The 15,042-nt window shown below is 64.8% G+C and carries 14 protein-coding genes; 8 read left to right on the forward strand and 6 right to left on the reverse strand.

Going from position 1 to position 15,042, the window contains the following annotated elements:
* The first annotated feature begins 21 nt into the window (after positions 1 to 21).
* Genes ABE093_RS07300 through ABE093_RS07310 form a run of 3 tightly spaced genes read left to right on the forward strand, consistent with a single transcriptional unit; the run spans position 22 to position 4,363 of the window.
* Complete coding sequence (locus tag ABE093_RS07300) at positions 22 to 3,138, forward strand: efflux RND transporter permease subunit (RefSeq protein ID WP_430760226.1); 3,117 nt, start codon at positions 22 to 24, stop codon at positions 3,136 to 3,138.
* Positions 3,135 to 3,455 carry a P-II family nitrogen regulator gene (locus ABE093_RS07305; protein WP_430760227.1) on the forward strand — a complete coding sequence of 107 codons (321 nt, stop codon included), beginning with the start codon at positions 3,135 to 3,137 and terminating at the stop codon, positions 3,453 to 3,455. Before ABE093_RS07300 ends, ABE093_RS07305 begins: the two co-directional genes overlap by 4 nt.
* Positions 3,456 to 3,469: 14 nt before the next feature.
* Positions 3,470 to 4,363 carry a cation diffusion facilitator family transporter gene (locus ABE093_RS07310; protein ID WP_430760228.1) on the forward strand — a complete coding sequence of 298 codons (894 nt, stop codon included), beginning with the start codon at positions 3,470 to 3,472 and terminating at the stop codon, positions 4,361 to 4,363.
* 30 nt (positions 4,364 to 4,393) lie between these two features.
* Here the strand turns inward: ABE093_RS07310 and copD are convergent, their stop codons facing one another.
* From copD to ABE093_RS07335, 5 genes are all read right to left on the reverse strand, one after another.
* Complete coding sequence (copD, locus tag ABE093_RS07315; protein ID WP_430760229.1) at positions 4,394 to 5,314, reverse strand: copper homeostasis membrane protein CopD; 921 nt, start codon at positions 5,312 to 5,314, stop codon at positions 4,394 to 4,396.
* 10 nt (positions 5,315 to 5,324) lie between these two features.
* Positions 5,325 to 5,702, reverse strand: a complete 378-nt coding sequence (gene copC / locus ABE093_RS07320; protein ID WP_430760230.1) for a copper homeostasis periplasmic binding protein CopC — start codon at positions 5,700 to 5,702, stop codon at positions 5,325 to 5,327.
* Positions 5,703 to 5,861: 159 nt separating this feature from the next.
* Positions 5,862 to 6,497 (reverse strand): OmpA family protein, encoded by a 636-nt coding sequence (locus ABE093_RS07325; RefSeq protein WP_430760623.1) that lies wholly within the window; start codon positions 6,495 to 6,497, stop codon positions 5,862 to 5,864.
* 139 nt (positions 6,498 to 6,636) lie between these two features.
* Entirely contained in the window at positions 6,637 to 7,563 is a 927-nt protein-coding gene (locus tag ABE093_RS07330; RefSeq protein ID WP_430760231.1) for a sensor domain-containing protein, read from the reverse strand.
* Positions 7,560 to 7,916, reverse strand: coding sequence for a PadR family transcriptional regulator (locus tag ABE093_RS07335; RefSeq protein WP_430760232.1), 357 nt, complete (start codon positions 7,914 to 7,916; stop codon positions 7,560 to 7,562). Before ABE093_RS07335 ends, ABE093_RS07330 begins: the two co-directional genes overlap by 4 nt.
* Positions 7,917 to 8,040: 124 nt before the next feature.
* On the opposite strand from ABE093_RS07335, the gene ABE093_RS07340 reads away from it, so the two are divergent.
* From ABE093_RS07340 to ABE093_RS07360, 5 genes are all read left to right on the forward strand, one after another.
* Complete coding sequence (locus ABE093_RS07340; RefSeq protein ID WP_430760233.1) at positions 8,041 to 8,964, forward strand: peptidylprolyl isomerase; 924 nt, start codon at positions 8,041 to 8,043, stop codon at positions 8,962 to 8,964.
* A gap of 63 nt (positions 8,965 to 9,027) precedes the next feature.
* Positions 9,028 to 9,324: a hypothetical protein gene (locus tag ABE093_RS07345; protein ID WP_430760234.1), complete on the forward strand. Its 297-nt coding sequence runs from the start codon at positions 9,028 to 9,030 to the stop codon at positions 9,322 to 9,324.
* Between the two features lie 168 nt (positions 9,325 to 9,492).
* The gene (locus ABE093_RS07350; RefSeq protein WP_430760235.1) at positions 9,493 to 11,700 is read left to right on the forward strand and encodes a M1 family metallopeptidase; all 2,208 of its coding nucleotides are present in this window, start codon (positions 9,493 to 9,495) and stop codon (positions 11,698 to 11,700) included.
* Positions 11,697 to 12,563 (forward strand): hypothetical protein, encoded by an 867-nt coding sequence (locus ABE093_RS07355; RefSeq protein ID WP_430760236.1) that lies wholly within the window; start codon positions 11,697 to 11,699, stop codon positions 12,561 to 12,563. The genes ABE093_RS07350 and ABE093_RS07355 overlap by 4 nt, the downstream gene beginning before the upstream one ends.
* A gap of 68 nt (positions 12,564 to 12,631) precedes the next feature.
* Entirely contained in the window at positions 12,632 to 13,189 is a 558-nt protein-coding gene (locus ABE093_RS07360) for a response regulator (protein WP_430760237.1), read from the forward strand.
* On the opposite strand, the gene ABE093_RS07365 is transcribed toward ABE093_RS07360, so the two are convergent.
* Positions 13,186 to 15,027: an ABC transporter ATP-binding protein gene (locus tag ABE093_RS07365; RefSeq protein ID WP_430760624.1), complete on the reverse strand. Its 1,842-nt coding sequence runs from the start codon at positions 15,025 to 15,027 to the stop codon at positions 13,186 to 13,188. The two genes, ABE093_RS07360 and ABE093_RS07365, sit on opposite strands and share 4 nt — an antisense overlap.
* Positions 15,028 to 15,042 lie beyond the last annotated feature (15 nt).

Below are 15,042 nucleotides of genomic sequence, written 5' to 3' on the forward strand. Positions count from 1 at the left end.
TCATCCGCGGAGGACGAGATCATGCTGAATCGTCTCGTCGAGGTCTCCCTCCGTTACAAGTTCCTGGTCCTGATCGTCTTCGCCGTGGTCGCCTTCCTCGGCGTGCGCGCGATACGCAACGTGCCGATCGATGCCTTCCCCGACGTCACCCCGGTGCAGGTCAACATCTATACCGAGTCGCCGGGACTCGCTGCCGAGGATGTCGAACAGCTGCTGACCACGCCCGTGGAATCCGCGCTCGCAGGCCTGCCCAAGGTGAAGGAAATCCGATCGGTCAGCCTGTTCGGCCTGTCCTATGTCTCGGTGTATTTCGCCGACGACATGGACATCTACTTCGCGCGGCAACTCGTTGGCGAGCGTCTGCAGGAGATCGGCGATCGCCTGCCGCAGGGTTACGGAAAACCCGCGATGGGCCCGAACACCTCGGGGCTCGGACAGGTGTACTGGTACACGGTCGAGCGCGCGCCCGGCGTGGGCAAGCAACAGGTCAGCGACATGGACCTGCGCACCTGGCAGGAATGGACGGTGCGGCTGATCCTGCGCACCGCGCCGGGTGTCGACGATGTCAGTTCCTGGGGCGGTGGCGAACGCCAGTTCCAGGTACGGATCGATCCCGAACGGCTCTATGCGCGCGGGCTCGGCTTCGCCGACGTGATCAATGCGATTCCCGCCAACAACGGACAGGTCGGCGGCAACGTGATGGATGTCGGTCGCGAGCAATTCCTGGTGCGCGGCCTCGGATTGCTCAAGACCACCGGTGATATCGGCGCCATCGTGTTGAAGAGCGACGCGGGCTCGCCGGTCTACCTGCGTGATGTCGCGACCGTCGTCGAGGCAGCGGCGCCGCGTTTCGGCGCCGTCACCCGCGATGGCCAGGAAGTCGTGATGGGCCAAGCGCTCGCCCGCATCGGCGAAAACGCCAAGGACGTGGTTGAAGCGGTCAAGGGCAAGCTCGACGTCGTGCGCGCCGCATTGCCGAAGACCATGGTGCTGCGGCCGATCTACGAACGCACGGATCTCGTCAACAAGGCGGTTGGCACCGCCGTGCGCGCACTGGTGGAAGGCTCGCTGCTGGTCGCGGTGATCCTGTTCCTGTTCCTGGGCGAAGTGCGCTCCGCGGTCGTCGTCATCGTCACCCTGCCCCTGGCGATGCTGATCGCCTTCATCGGCATGGGCCAGGCGGGACTCTCGGCCAACTTGATGTCGCTGGCGGGCCTGGCGATCGGCATCGGCATGATGGTCGATGGCGCTGTGGTGATGGTGGAAAACGCCTTCCGCATCATGGCCGAGCGTCACGAGCGCGGCGAAAAGGTCGATCGCACGTCGGCCGTGCTGGCGGCCGCGAAGGAAGTCGCCAACCCGATCGCCTTCGCCATCACCATCATCATCGTGGTCTTCCTGCCGCTGTTCTCGCTCGAGGGACTGGAAGGCAAGATGTTCAAGCCGATGGCCTTCAACATCGCCTTCGCGATGGCCGGCTCGCTGATCCTCAGCCTGACCCTGATCCCGGTGCTGGCCGCGCTCATCCTCAAGCCGAAGGAAGAGCGCGACACCTGGCTGGTGGCCCGCATCAAGCGCGTCTATCGGCCATTGCTCGACAAGGCGCTGGCGAAGAAGAAGGCAGTGGTGATCGGCGCCGTGACGGCATTGGTCGCCAGCCTCGCCATCTTCCCCTTCCTCGGCAAGGAATTCATGCCGCAGCTGCAGGAAGGCTCGATCATGTGGCGCGTCACCGGGATTCCCTCGACCTCGCTGGACGAATCGATCCGCACCAGCAACGTGATCGCCGAGGCTTTCAAGAAGTTTCCGGAAGTCGACACCACGCTGGCGATGATCGGCCGTGCGGAAAAAGGCGAGACCGCCGACGTCAACTACATGGAGATCTACACGGCGCTGAAGCCTGAGAAGGAATGGACCACCGGCCGCGACATCAAGGGGCTTGAGCGCGCGATGCAGGAAACGCTGGAAAAGGTCGTGCCGAACGTCGTGCCCGGTTACACCCAGCCGATCCAGATGCGCGTCGAAGAGTTGATCTCGGGGGTCCGGGCCACCCTGGCCTTGAAACTCTACGGCCAGGACCTGCAACAACTCGACAAGCTCAGCGGTCAGATCAAGACGGCCTTGGGGCGTGTCCCCGGCGTGGCCGACCTGTCGCTGGAAGCCAACATCGGCAAGCCTCAGATCCGCATCGCGGTGAATCGCGATGCCCTGGCCCGATACGGCATGAATGCCGAGGATGTGTTGACCATCGTCCGCAACGGACTGGGCGGGGAACCGGTGAGCGTGTTGCTCGATGGCGTCAAGCGTTTCGATATCGCGGTACGCCTTGATGACTCCACTCGCGATTCCGTCGAAGCCTTGCGGCGCATTCCGCTACGCACGACGACTGGCGCGGTCGTGCCGTTGTCGGAAGCGGCCACCGTCAGTGTCGGCGAAGGCTACTCCTTCGTGCGTCGCGAGCAGTTGCAGCGTTACGCGGTGATCCAGATGGACGTGCGTGGCCGTGACGTCGACGGCTTCGTGAAGGACGCCAACGCCACCATCAGCCAGCAGGTCAAGCTGCCGCCCGGCTACTGGATCGAATGGGGCGGCGCCTTCGAGAACCAGCAACGCGCCCTGGCCAAACTGGCGGTGATCGTGCCGGTGACGATCTTCTTCATCTTCGTGCTGCTCTACACCGCGTTCAACTCGGTGAAGTACGCCGCCCTGATCATCGCCAACGTGCCTTTCGCCACCATCGGCGGCCTGCTCGCGCTGTTCGTCACCGGGCAGTACCTGTCGGTACCCTCGGCGATCGGCTTCATCGCGGTGTTCGGCGTGGCAATGCTCAACGGCATCGTGCTGGTGAGCTTCCTCAACGAACTGCGCGACAAGGGATTGTCGGTGCGCGAGGCCGTGGTGCAAGGCACCGCACTGCGCCTGCGCCCGGTGCTGATGACGGCGAGCGTGGCGATCCTGGGACTGGTGCCGATGCTGCTCTCGACCGGCGTTGGCGCGGAAACGCAGCGACCGCTTGCGACCGTCGTGGTCGGCGGATTGATCAGCTCGACATTGCTGACGCTGATCCTGCTGCCGGTGCTTTACGAATGGCTCGAACTCCGGGCCGAACGCAACGCTTCCAAGGAGGCATCGCCATGAAGCAACTCAAGGCATTCGTGCATCGCAACCGTGTCGCCGATCTGGTGCATGTCCTGGACGCGGCGGGGTTCCGCCGCGTCAGCCTGTTCGACGTGAAAGCCCTGCTCCGCGTGCTGAGCGCGCGCGAACAGGAATATTCGGTCGAACTTGGCGACAAGGTGATCAGCGAAGTGCAGATCGAAGTGTTCTGCGAGGATGACGAAGTCGCACGCGCCACCGAGCTGATCCGCCAAACCGGTCGCACCGGGCATCGCGATGGTGGATGGCTCTACATCAGCGCGGTCGAGCAAGCGTTGCCGATCGATGGCACGGCCTGAAGGAGGATAACGAGATGGGGAATACCCACGATCATGGTGGCGGCGAAATCCGGCACGAACGCCCGTTGTGGTGGGCGTTCGGCCTGACCGCTGCCTTTCTGGTAGTCGAGGTCATTGGCGGCCTGATCACCAACAGCCTCGCCCTGCTCTCCGACGCCGCGCACATGATGACCGACGTCATCGCGCTGGCGATCTCGCTGATCGCGGTGCGCTTGAGCCGCAGGCCACCCGATGCCAAGCGCACCTACGGCTATGCGCGCATGGAAGCGATCGGCGCGCTGGTCAATGGCGGCCTGCTGTTCATCGTCGCGATCTACATCCTGTGGGAGGCCGTGGGTCGTTTCCGCCAACCGCCTGAAGTGGCATCGACCGGGATGCTGGTGATCGCGGTGATCGGCCTGGTGGTGAACCTGGTCTCGATGCGACTGTTGCAGGCAGGCAGCGGCAGCAGCCTCAACGTGAAAGGCGCCTATCTGGAAGTCTGGAGCGACATGCTGGGTTCGGTCGGCGTGATCCTCGCCGCGATCGTCATCCGCTATACCGGCTGGACTTATGTCGACCCGATCATCGCGGTGCTGATCGGCCTGTGGGTGTTGCCACGGACATGGACATTGCTGCGGGCAGCCGGCCATGTGTTGATGCAAGGCATCCCGGAGGGACTCGATGTCGATGCGATACGCGCGGCCATCGTTGGCCATCCGGGGATCGTCGAAGTCCATGATTTGCATGCATGGGCGTTGGGGTCAAAAGAACCCGTGCTGACTGCCCATGTGGTGGTGGATGACGAAGCCGATCCCGAGCAGGTGCGGAAATCATTGACTGCATTGCTGGAAAATCGCTTCGATGTGCATGAGAGCACGTTGCAGGTCGAACGCGAACGTTGCGGTGCGGAATCGGGGCATGGATAGCCGCCACGGACCAACGCCGGATTTCCGCAGTCATCCGGCCGGGTTCAAGGTGCCCAGCAAGGCGACGAGGACGAGAACGACGACGGCCAGGGCGGTTTCTGTTTGCAGGCTGCGTCGCAGCATGGAAACCGCCGATGCGGCATCGCCTTCCTGCAGGGCACGCGCCAATGCCGGTGCGAAGCGGAACCGGTTCGCGGCGGCCAGCGCTAGCATGCCGGCGAACGCGCCCAGCTTGGCCAGCAACAGGCGGCCATACGCGCTCGCGAATACTCCCGACACATCGGGACCGACAACGAAAATGTAATTGGCGACGCCGCTGGCGAACAGCACGACGACAATGATGCTGCCCAGGCGCGCGAATCCGCGGGAAACATCTGCAAGCAGGCGAACGGAAGCCGCATCGGCCTCCCCCGAGGCTTGCCTTGCAACGAGAACCAGCGCCACCAGCGCACCGAACCATGCGCCTGCAACAAGCAGATGGGCGATGTCGGCAACCAGGTGCAGCCATGCGCCCTCGCCTTCGCTCATCGCGCCGTGACCGGCCCAGGCCAGCGTCGACAGCGCGCCGGCGCCGAGCACGGTCATTCCGACGACGCGCATGCCGACCCGCAATCGCGACGATGCCGCGAGGCACGCCACCAGTGCCAGCAAGACGACACGGACGATCCACGCCATTCCTGCCGCCGTTTGCGTCAACAGGATCCGCGCGGTGGCCCAGGTGTCGCTCGCATCGCCGCCGCCCATCGCATGCGCCATCGCCCACAAGCCGAAGACGGAAGCGAGCACGACGAGCATCGAAGCGATGCCGGCCAACCGCAACAGGCGTCGCGTGATCGCTGCATCGGCGTGCTCGCGCAACAGCGCATGCCACGCGAACAACGCCAGGCCGAAGCCCGCCATCAGGCCCAGGTACTGGGCCAGGCGCGCCGAGACCAGCCAGCCATCGAGCATCGGATGCGGCTTACTTCACGGTGAATTCGAAGGAATCCTTGACCGCGTGCGTGTCGGTGGATACCACGTGCCAATCGACGCGATACGTCCCCGTCGACAACGACTTGGCCGGAGTGAGCACCAGCGACTTTCCATCCGCCGACACTGCGGCCTTGGCCGCGATCTTCATCGGCGGCATCGTCATGCCGGGCATCTTGGTCATGACCAGTTCGGCGCCGGACACCGGCAGCAGTTTTTCCGAAAAGGTAACGCTGATGCTGGCGGGTGCGGCCACCGTGGCGTGATTGGCCGGCGTGGTGGAAACGAGCTTGGGATGCGCGAACGCGGTGGCGCTTGCGGAAAGCGCGAGCGCGGCAATCCAGTGGCGGAGATGGATGCGGGAAGACATGGGCGGACTCCTGTTGAACGGGATGGGTCAATTGAATGGATTCTCGCCCCTGGAGTCCAGTCCGGAGTCAAGCGGTTTTCGCTTGCCGGTCATGGAAAACCCCCTGATGGACAGGGGGTTTTCCGGAGTACGACCAGTGGGGCGAGGGTTCGGTCGGGATCAGGTCCCATTGCCGGTCAGCGGCACCAGGCGGATCTCGACACGGCGATTGGCCGCGCGTCCGGCATCGGTGGTGTTGTCGGCGATCGGATACTGGAAGTTGTAGCCGTGCGTTTCCATGCGCACGCCCTGCACGCCCTGCGCCGACAGATAGCCCGCGACCGATTGCGCGCGCTGTTCGGAAATGCGCTGGTTCACCGCGACGGTGCCGACGTTGTCGGTGTGGCCGTTGATTTCGACGATGGTCTGGTTGTACTGCGCGATGGTGTGCGCGATGTTGTTCAGCGCCGGATAGAACTGCGGCTTGACATCGGTCTTGTTGAAATCGAAGGTCACGCCGTCCGGCAGATTGAGCTTGATGACGTCGCCATCGCGCTGCACCTGCACGCCGGTGCCCGCGGTCTGCCGGCGCAATTCGGCTTCCTGGCGATCCTGGTAGGCGCCGATACCGCCGCCCGCCAGCGCACCGATACCGGCGCCGAGCATGGCCTTCTCGCGACGATTCTTGGCGCTGGTGCCGGCCAACAAGCCGACCGCAGCACCGATGCCGGCACCGATCAGCGCGCCGCGACCGGTGCGGTTGGGATCATTGGGATCGTTGGTCTGTCCGGTGTAACTGGCGCAACCGGCCAGCATGCTGACCACGATGGCAGCGACCACGCCTGCCTTGATCGAAAGATTCATCCGGATTCTCCAAGCATCGAGGGAGGCACAGACTATCCGGATGGATCATTAACGCCGCGTGGACGGCGCTGCGGATCGCAGCGCCCCGCCTTCAATCGAGCTTGACCAGCAGGTGCTTGGCGATGCGGCCATGGACGCGTCCGATCGCACGCACCAGGTGCAGGGTCAGCACCAGCAACACCACGCCGGCCAGCACCACGATCGGCCACAACCAGAAGGCGGACCCGGAATCCGACAACATGACATCGCCGATCCACACGTGGTAGCCGTTGAAGTCGCCGAACCAGTCGGCCAGCGGCGATGCGATCAGCGCCAACGCGGTGGTCATGCCGGTGACGGCGATGGTGAAGTAGACGATGCCGATCGGCAGCATCAACAGGAAATAGAGGAAGGTCGACCAGGTGCGCGGATCGACCAGCATGTCCTTGATGCGATCCAGGATCGGGAGATCGCGATCGTGATAGACGGTGCGGCGCGGCATGCGTTCGCCCAGCATCGTTTCGACGATGCGTCCTTCCACCAGCGACAGGATGCGGGTCGCGCCGATGAACAGCAGCAGCAACGGCACGCCGATGATCAACGCCATCAGGCCGAACGACAGGCTGACGCCGGTCACCGTCCAGGTGAAATAGAAGATGCCGGTGGCCAGCGACAGCAACATGTAGAACAGCGCGCCATAGGTGTAGGGATCGCTGAAGACACCGAACACGCTGCGCAGCCACGATGTCTTGTGGATGTCGGCGCGTACTTGCGGACGCGGCGGACGCAAGGCTTCCTGCACCTTCACTTCGGTGTCGCGATAGATGTCGGCGACTTCATCCGGGGCACCGTAGCTCGATGCCACCGCGGCGATCACCTCGGCCTCGGACTTGCCGGGATTTTCGGCCATCTCGGATCGCAGGTATTCCTCGGCGTCGTACAACGCGTCCTGGATCATCGCGGGATCGGCGCCTGCCAGCGAACGGCGCAGGTGTTCGAGATAGTCGGGAATGCTGGTCGGCAGTGCTGTCATGTTCATGCCCTGGTCCCTTTGAGGACGGAATCGACGGAATCGCGGGTTTCGCGCCAGGCTTCCGCCCATGCGCGCAATGCGGTGCGGCCCGCTGCGGTGATCTGGTAGCAGCGACGCGGCGGGCCACTGCTGGAAGGTTCGATGGAGCTGGACAGCAGCCCGGCGCCTTCGAGGTTGCGCAGGACCGGGTACAGCGCACTCTGCTTGCCGGCCAGCACGCCGCCGCCCTCGCGTTCGAGCTGTTTGGCGATCAGGTAGCCGTGCATCGGTTCGGTCGCCGATTCGACCACCGCGAGCAAGGCCAGCGCCACCGTCCCGGCACTCAGTTCTTTATGGAATTTGCGCAGGCTGTCGTCCATTGCCTTTGCCCCTCTATGTTGGAGTGAATACTAGTGTTGATTTCGATATAGCGAATGTGCTGGTAGTCATGGGTGGCCGATATCCCCTCCGCGCTATCCTCCGGGCACCTTCCGGAGGATCGATATGCCCAAGACCGCTGCCTTGCTCGTCCCGTTGTTGTGCGCCATCGCGTTCACCGCCGGCGCGGCTGCCTCCAAGCCGCCCAAGCAGCGCAGCAGCAAGGAGATCATCGACAGTGCGCCGGCCGGCGCCTGGTATCGCCCCGATCCGCAGAACATCCTTTACATGGATGTCAACGGCGGGCGCGTGGTGATCGAGCTGGCGCCGCAGTTCGCGCCGGCGCATGTCGCCAACATCCAGGCCCTCGCCCGCGGCAAGTTCTGGGACGGACTGTCGGTGTACCGGTCGCAGGACAACTTCGTCGTCCAGTTCGGCGACCCCGATGCCGACGAAGCCGGCAAGGCCAAGCCCTACCCGGCGCCTGCACAGCAACATCTCCCAGCCGAATTCGATCGACCGTCCAAGGGGCTCGCATTTACCGCACTGCCCGACCGAGACGGCTGGGCGCCGGAAGTCGGCTTCTCCGGCGACTTCCCCGCCGCGCGCGATCCGAAGACGGGACGCGCGTGGATGACGCATTGCTACGGCACGCTGGGTGCCGGTCGCAGCAACGCCCCCGACAGCAGCAATGGCGCCGAGCTGTATGTCGTGACCGGACAGGCGCCACGCCAGCTCGATCTCAACATCACCACTGTCGGTCGCGTGTTGAAAGGCATGCAGTACCTGAGCGCGATCCATCGCGGCCCCGATCCGATGGGCATGTTCGACAAGCCCGAAATGCGCGTCCCGATCACCGCCATTCATCTCGCCAGTGAGGTGCCGCCGGAACAACGCGAGGCGATCGAGGTGCTGCGCAGCGACAGCCCGCAATTCGCCGAGATGATCGAAGCGCGCCGCAATCGCCAGGACGGCTGGTACGTGCACAAGGCCGGCCACATCGACATCTGCAACATCGGGCCCGTGGTGCGCGGCATTCCGCAGCGCTGATTTTTTCACGCATCACGCGCACAACAGGTCTATGCTGGGCATGGCTCCCGAGGAGACCGTGCCATGCCGATGATGCGCGCGAGGATGACCGGCAGCGACGACCAGGTTCGCACCATGCTGAACCTGATCGACAGCATGGACGGCATCCATTCGATCGAGGAAGTGGACGACCTGATGCCCCATCTCGATGATTGGGATTCGAGTTCGGCGGGCTTGAGCGATCTGGTCGGACCGAAAGTGCACGAGATCGAACTCGATCTCGCCAACAACGCCACCGCCGGACGCGTGCAGCGCGAGATGGAGTCGCTGGCGTTCGATCTCGACATGCTGGTGGAAATCAGCGGCGACGACGAGACTTAGGATCTATCGCGATCCTGTAGTACATTCCGGCCCCTCGCAGGGCTCGGGGCGTTCGGAATCACCACGCGGCATGCCGCGTAAGCGGTGATCCCTCACCCCTGCCATCGGTCACCCTTGCAGGCCCTAGCCTGCTGGCCCACTCTTGGCGGATCCATCGGGGATCCTCTCATGCGCACCTGGCGTTCAAGTCTCGTCCCGCTCGCTTGCCTCGCGATCGTCCTGCCACTGGCAGCACGCATCACGCCCTCGTCGCCGACACCGGCGCCACCCGCAACTGAAGCCGCAGCGGCACCTGCCGCATCCTGCCCGGCCATTCCGCTGGCCGCCGCCGATGCCGCGGCACCAACCACTGCAAGCTCGCCCGACGCCTGGGGTGGTCCGCGCAAGGCCGATGCCGCGACGCTGTCGGATCGCGTGGTGAAGTACGCCATCGACGCAACGCTCGATCCGGTCAAGCACACCGTCACCGGTCGCCAACAGCTGACCTGGCGCAACCGCAGCAACCAGCCGGTGTGCAGCATCTACCTGCACCTTTATCTCAACGGCTTCGAAAGCAACGGCAGCACCTTCTTCAGCGAACGCAACCGCGGCTTCAAGTTCCGCAGCGAAGTCGCCACCGGCGACAACGACTGGGGCTACATCCGCCTCGATTCGATCAAGCAGGGCGAACAGGTCGCGCGCTGGAGTTACGTGCATCCCGACAACGGCCCCGAGACCGACCACACCGTGGTCCGCGTCGACCTGCCGCAACCGGTCGCCGCCGGCGCCAGCAGCACCTTCGACATCGCCTTCTTCGACCAGTTGCCGCGCGTCGTCGCACGCACCGGCTACTTCGACACCTTCCACCTGGTCGGGCAGTGGTTCCCGAAGATCGGCGTACTGGAACTCCCGGGCGAACGTGGCGCGACCGCGCCGCGCTGGAACGCCCACGAGTTCCACATGAACAGCGAGTTCTACGCCGATTTCGGCAGCTTCGACGTCACCCTGCATGTCCCGAAGGGCTATACCGTCGGCGCCACCGGCGAACTCCAGGGCACGCCCACCGAATCCGGCAACCTGGTGTCGTATCGCTACACGCAGGACGACGTCCACGACTTCGCCTGGACCGCCGACAACAAGACGGCGACGCCGCTGGAAGCGACGTGGACGCACCCGGGCAGCCCGTCGGTGAAGGTCCGCGTGCTGGTGCCGCGCGAATACGCGATGGACGCCCAACCGGTGTTGAAGGCGACGCTCGATTCGCTGACCTATTTCTCCGACACGCTGGGCCCGTATCCCTATCGCACGGTGACCGCGGTGGTGCCGCCGCACAACGCCGACGAAGCCGGCGGCATGGAATACCCGACCTTCTTCACCGCCGATCACGCCAAGGATTTCTCGCCGGGCACGACCGGCCAGTACCTGATCGATTTCGTCACCATCCACGAATTCGGCCACGGTTATTTCTACGGCATCCTCGCTTCCAACGAATTCGAGGAACCGGCGCTCGACGAAGGCGTCAACCAGTACTGGGACGACCGCATGCTCAGCGATCGCCACCAGGCACTGTCGCTGGCATCGAGCTTCAGCAAGCGCTTCGGCCTGGGGACGGTGATGCCGCTGCGCGCGCTCGAACGCCTCAGCGCCGGACTGGACGATCCGAAGGATCCGGTCGGCGAGAATTCCTGGGATCGCCTGCCCGGCAGCTACAACACGGTGTATTCGCGCACCGCGACGATGCTCAATGACATCGAGGCGCAGATCGGCCACGAGGCGATGGGCCGCGCGATGAAGTTCTACTACGAACGCTGGAAGTTCCGCCATCCGACGCTGACCGATTTCCGCGATGCGCTGGCCGAAGGCAGCGGTCGTCCCGACGTGGTCAATCGCTCGTTCGACATCGCGGTGTTCAACGCCCGCAAGGTCGACGACCGCGTCGCCAGCATCGACGTGCGCGAGGAAACGCCGGGCAACGGCTATCGCCTGGTCGACGGCAAGCGCACGGTGATGACGCAGGCCGAGGTCGACAAGTCGATCGACGATGCGCGCGCCGCATGGAAGAAACAGCATCCGGACGCCAAGAGCGGCGGCCCGTATCCGTTCGAATCCACCGTGGTCGTGCGCCGCGACGGTGCGGCGGTGCCGCAACAACTGAAAGTCACGTTCGACGACGGGAGCGTCAAGATGGTGAACCTCGACGGGGACCAGCGCTGGTTCCGCTACCAATGGAGTGGTCCGGCCAAGGTCGTGAAGGCCGAGCTTGATCCGCAGGGCCTGCATGGACTGGACGTGTCGCAGATCGACAACGGTCGCACCGTCGAACCGCACCGGATGTCGCTGGCGACGCGCGCGATGGGCTGGCTGCAGCTGGCGATCGCCCAGGGGCAGCTGCTGTGAGCGGCCGCGTCAACGGGTTCCGCGCCCTGATCGGCGGACTGACGAGCGCTCCGCGCCACTGGCGCATGTTGATCCTGTGGCTGCTGGCCGCGCTGATTCCGGCGATCGCCGCCAGCGTGCCGCTGCGCGCGATGATCGCCAACACCTTCGGGCACAGCCCGCAGGCAGCGGACATCGATGCCGGCAACAACGTGCCGCTGCTGGCCGACGGCATCTTCTCGATGCTCGGCCACGGTGGCGGCCAGGCACTCGGCCTGCATATCGGCGTGACCTTCGTGTTTGCCCTGCTGCTGTCGCCGCTGCTCTCCGGCATGCTGGTGGCGAGCCTGCGCGAAGGACGTCCGCTCGGTTTCGGCGAGTTGCTGCACGGCGGCCTGCGCGAATACTGGCGCCAGTTCCGCGTCTGGCTGGTCCTGGCGATTCCGCTCGGCGCACTGCTCGGTCTCGCCAGCGTCGTGTTCGGCGTGATCGGAAAATCCGCCGATGCCGCCATCCTGACCAGCCAGGCCAAACACCTGCAGTACGTGGGAACGGCCGTGATGGTGGTGGCATTCGCCATCGCCCAATGCGCGCTGGATGCGACGCGCGCGCAATTCGCCGCCGATGGCCAACTGCGTGCGGCGTGGCGCGCGGCACTGCGCGGCATCGGCCTGATGCTGCGCCGCCCGTTCTCGGTGGGACTGGTCTATGTGGTGACGATGGGGCTGGCGGCGCTGGTGTCGCCCCTGATCGTGCTCGACCTGATCAAGGGCAATGTCGCGATGGCGATGCTGGTGCTGCAGCTGGGCACGCTGGTGCTTGGCGGCCTGCGCGCGGCACGACTGATCGGCCTGGCGCGGTTGTCCGCGGCTACGGCGCGCTGAATCGAGCACAAGCCCGGATCCCCCAGTACAATCGACTTTTCGGCATCGGACGCTGAGCTGGGGGATTCATGGGCTGGATCGATTTTCTGCGTTGGCCGGTACCGACGAAGGTGCCGGGGGAAGCCACCGCACCTGTCGTCGCAACCGATCTTCCAACCAATGGTTACGCTGGCGAGGAACGCCGCCGCCATCCACGACGCAATCCCTGCCATGGCACGCGGCTGCTGATCGTCGACGATTCCGGCACCGTGCTCTCGGTGCTCGGACGAATGCTGAAGCAGGCTGGCGTGCAGGTCACGACCGCCGCTTCCGGCGAAGACGCGATGACCAGCATCCATGCACAACGCCCCGACGCGATCCTGCTCGACATCGTGATGCCGGGCATGGATGGCTTCAGCGTATTGCGCACCCTGCGCCGCGATCCCGGCACGCGCGACATCCCGGTGATCATGATGTCGGGCAACGAGCAGGCGACCGAGCAGTACTACGCGCAGCGCATCGGCGCCGACGCCTTCCTGCGCAAGCCGTTCGGGCGTGGTGACGTGTTCTCGCACCTCGAACGCCTGCTCGATTGGCAGGGTCGTCCCGCGCGCCCGCACGGCAACCAGGCAGCGCAGGTCGTTTAATCGTTGTCGTCGTCCAGCGCGACGAAGCCGCCAGTCTGGCGCTGCCACAACCGCGCATACAGCCCGCCCTGCGCGATCAGTTCGGCGTGGGTGCCGGATTCGACGATGCGCCCCTTGTCCATCACCACCAATCGATCCATCCGCGCGATCGTCGACAGCCGGTGCGCGATCGCGATGACCGTCTTGCCCTGCATCAAATCATCGAGGCTGTCCTGGATCGCCGCCTCGACATCGGAATCGAGCGCGGATGTCGCTTCGTCCAGCACCAGGATCGGCGCGTCCTTCAGCAGCACGCGCGCGATCGCGATGCGTTGGCGCTGGCCGCCCGAAAGCTTGACGCCGCGCTCGCCGACGTGGGCGTCGTAACCGATGCGGCCGTCGCTGTCGACCAGTTCCGGGATGAACTGGTCGGCGCGCGCACCATGCACGGCCGCCGCCAGTTGCTCCGGCGTCGCCGCCGGACGCCCGTACAGCAGGTTGTCGCGGATCGAGCGATGCAGCAGCGAAGTGTCCTGCGTCACCATGCCGATCTGCCCGCGCAAGCTGGCCTGGGTGACGTGGGCGATATCCTGGCCGTCGATCAGGATGTGGCCGGATTCGAGGTCGTAGAGGCGCAGCAGCAGGTTCACCAGCGTGGTCTTGCCGGCGCCGGACGGACCAACCAGGCCGACCTTCTCTCCCGGCGCGATGTGCAGGTTCAATCCCGCCATCACGCCGCCGGCCTTGCCGTAGTGGAAATGCACGTTGTCGAAGTGCACTTCGCCGCGCGTCACCACCAGCGGCTTGGCTTCCGGCGCATCGACCACCGTCAGCGGCTGCGCGACGGTGAGCATGCCATCCTGCACGGTGCCGATGGCTTCGAAGATGCCGTTGACCACCCACATGATCCAGCCCGACATGTTGCTGATGCGGATCGCCAGGCCCGTCGACAGCGCGATCGCGCCCGCACTGACCCTGCCCTGCGACCACAGCCACAGCCCGAGCGCGCCGGTGCCGGCGATCATCAGGCCGTTGAGGGTGGTGATCGCCACGTCCATCGCGGTGGTCAGGCGCGTCATCGCGCGCACCTTGTCGACGTTCTCCTGCACCGACTCGCGGACGTATTCGTCTTCCAGCCCCGCGTGCGGGAACAGCTTGAGCGTCGCGGCATTGGTGTAACCGTCGACCACGCGGCCCATGAACTTCGACTTCGCGGTGGATGCCGCCAGCGAACGCACCTTGGTCTTGGGCACGAAGTACCACAGCAATGCGATGTAGCCGAACAGCCACAACACCAGCGGCACGGTGAGCCGGGGATCGGCCTTGGCGAACAGGTAGAGCGCGGTGAGCGTGTAGATGATGACGTACCACAGCGCGTCGACGATCTGCGCCGCCGATTCGCGCAGCGACGCACCGGTCTGCATGATGCGGTTGGCGATGCGGCCGGCGAAATCGTTGTGGAAGAACGCCATGCTCTGGCGATTGACGTAGCGATGCTGCTGCCAGCGGATGCGCGCGGTGAACGACGGCACCAGCGACTGGTTCACCAGCATGTCGTGGATGCCGAGCAGCAACGGCCTCGCGACGACGGTGACGAAGGCCATCCACAGCAACTCGCCGCCGTGGACGCGGAAGAAATCCGGCGCCGCCATCTTGCCGGCCATGTCGACCAGCTTGCCGACAAAGTCGAACAGCGAGACTTCGACCAGCGCGACGAAGAAGCCCACCACGCAGATCGCGGCCAGCACGCCGCGCACCTGGCGCAGGTAATGCCAATAGAAACGCCAGATCGACGACGGCGGCGTGCCGTCGTGGCCGGGAGCGAAGGGGTCGACGAGGGATTCGAACCAGCGGAAGATCATGTCAGGGCCTGT

This window comes from Solilutibacter silvestris (assembly GCF_050574925.1).
In the GTDB taxonomy this organism is placed as follows: domain Bacteria; phylum Pseudomonadota; class Gammaproteobacteria; order Xanthomonadales; family Xanthomonadaceae; genus Solilutibacter; species Solilutibacter silvestris_A.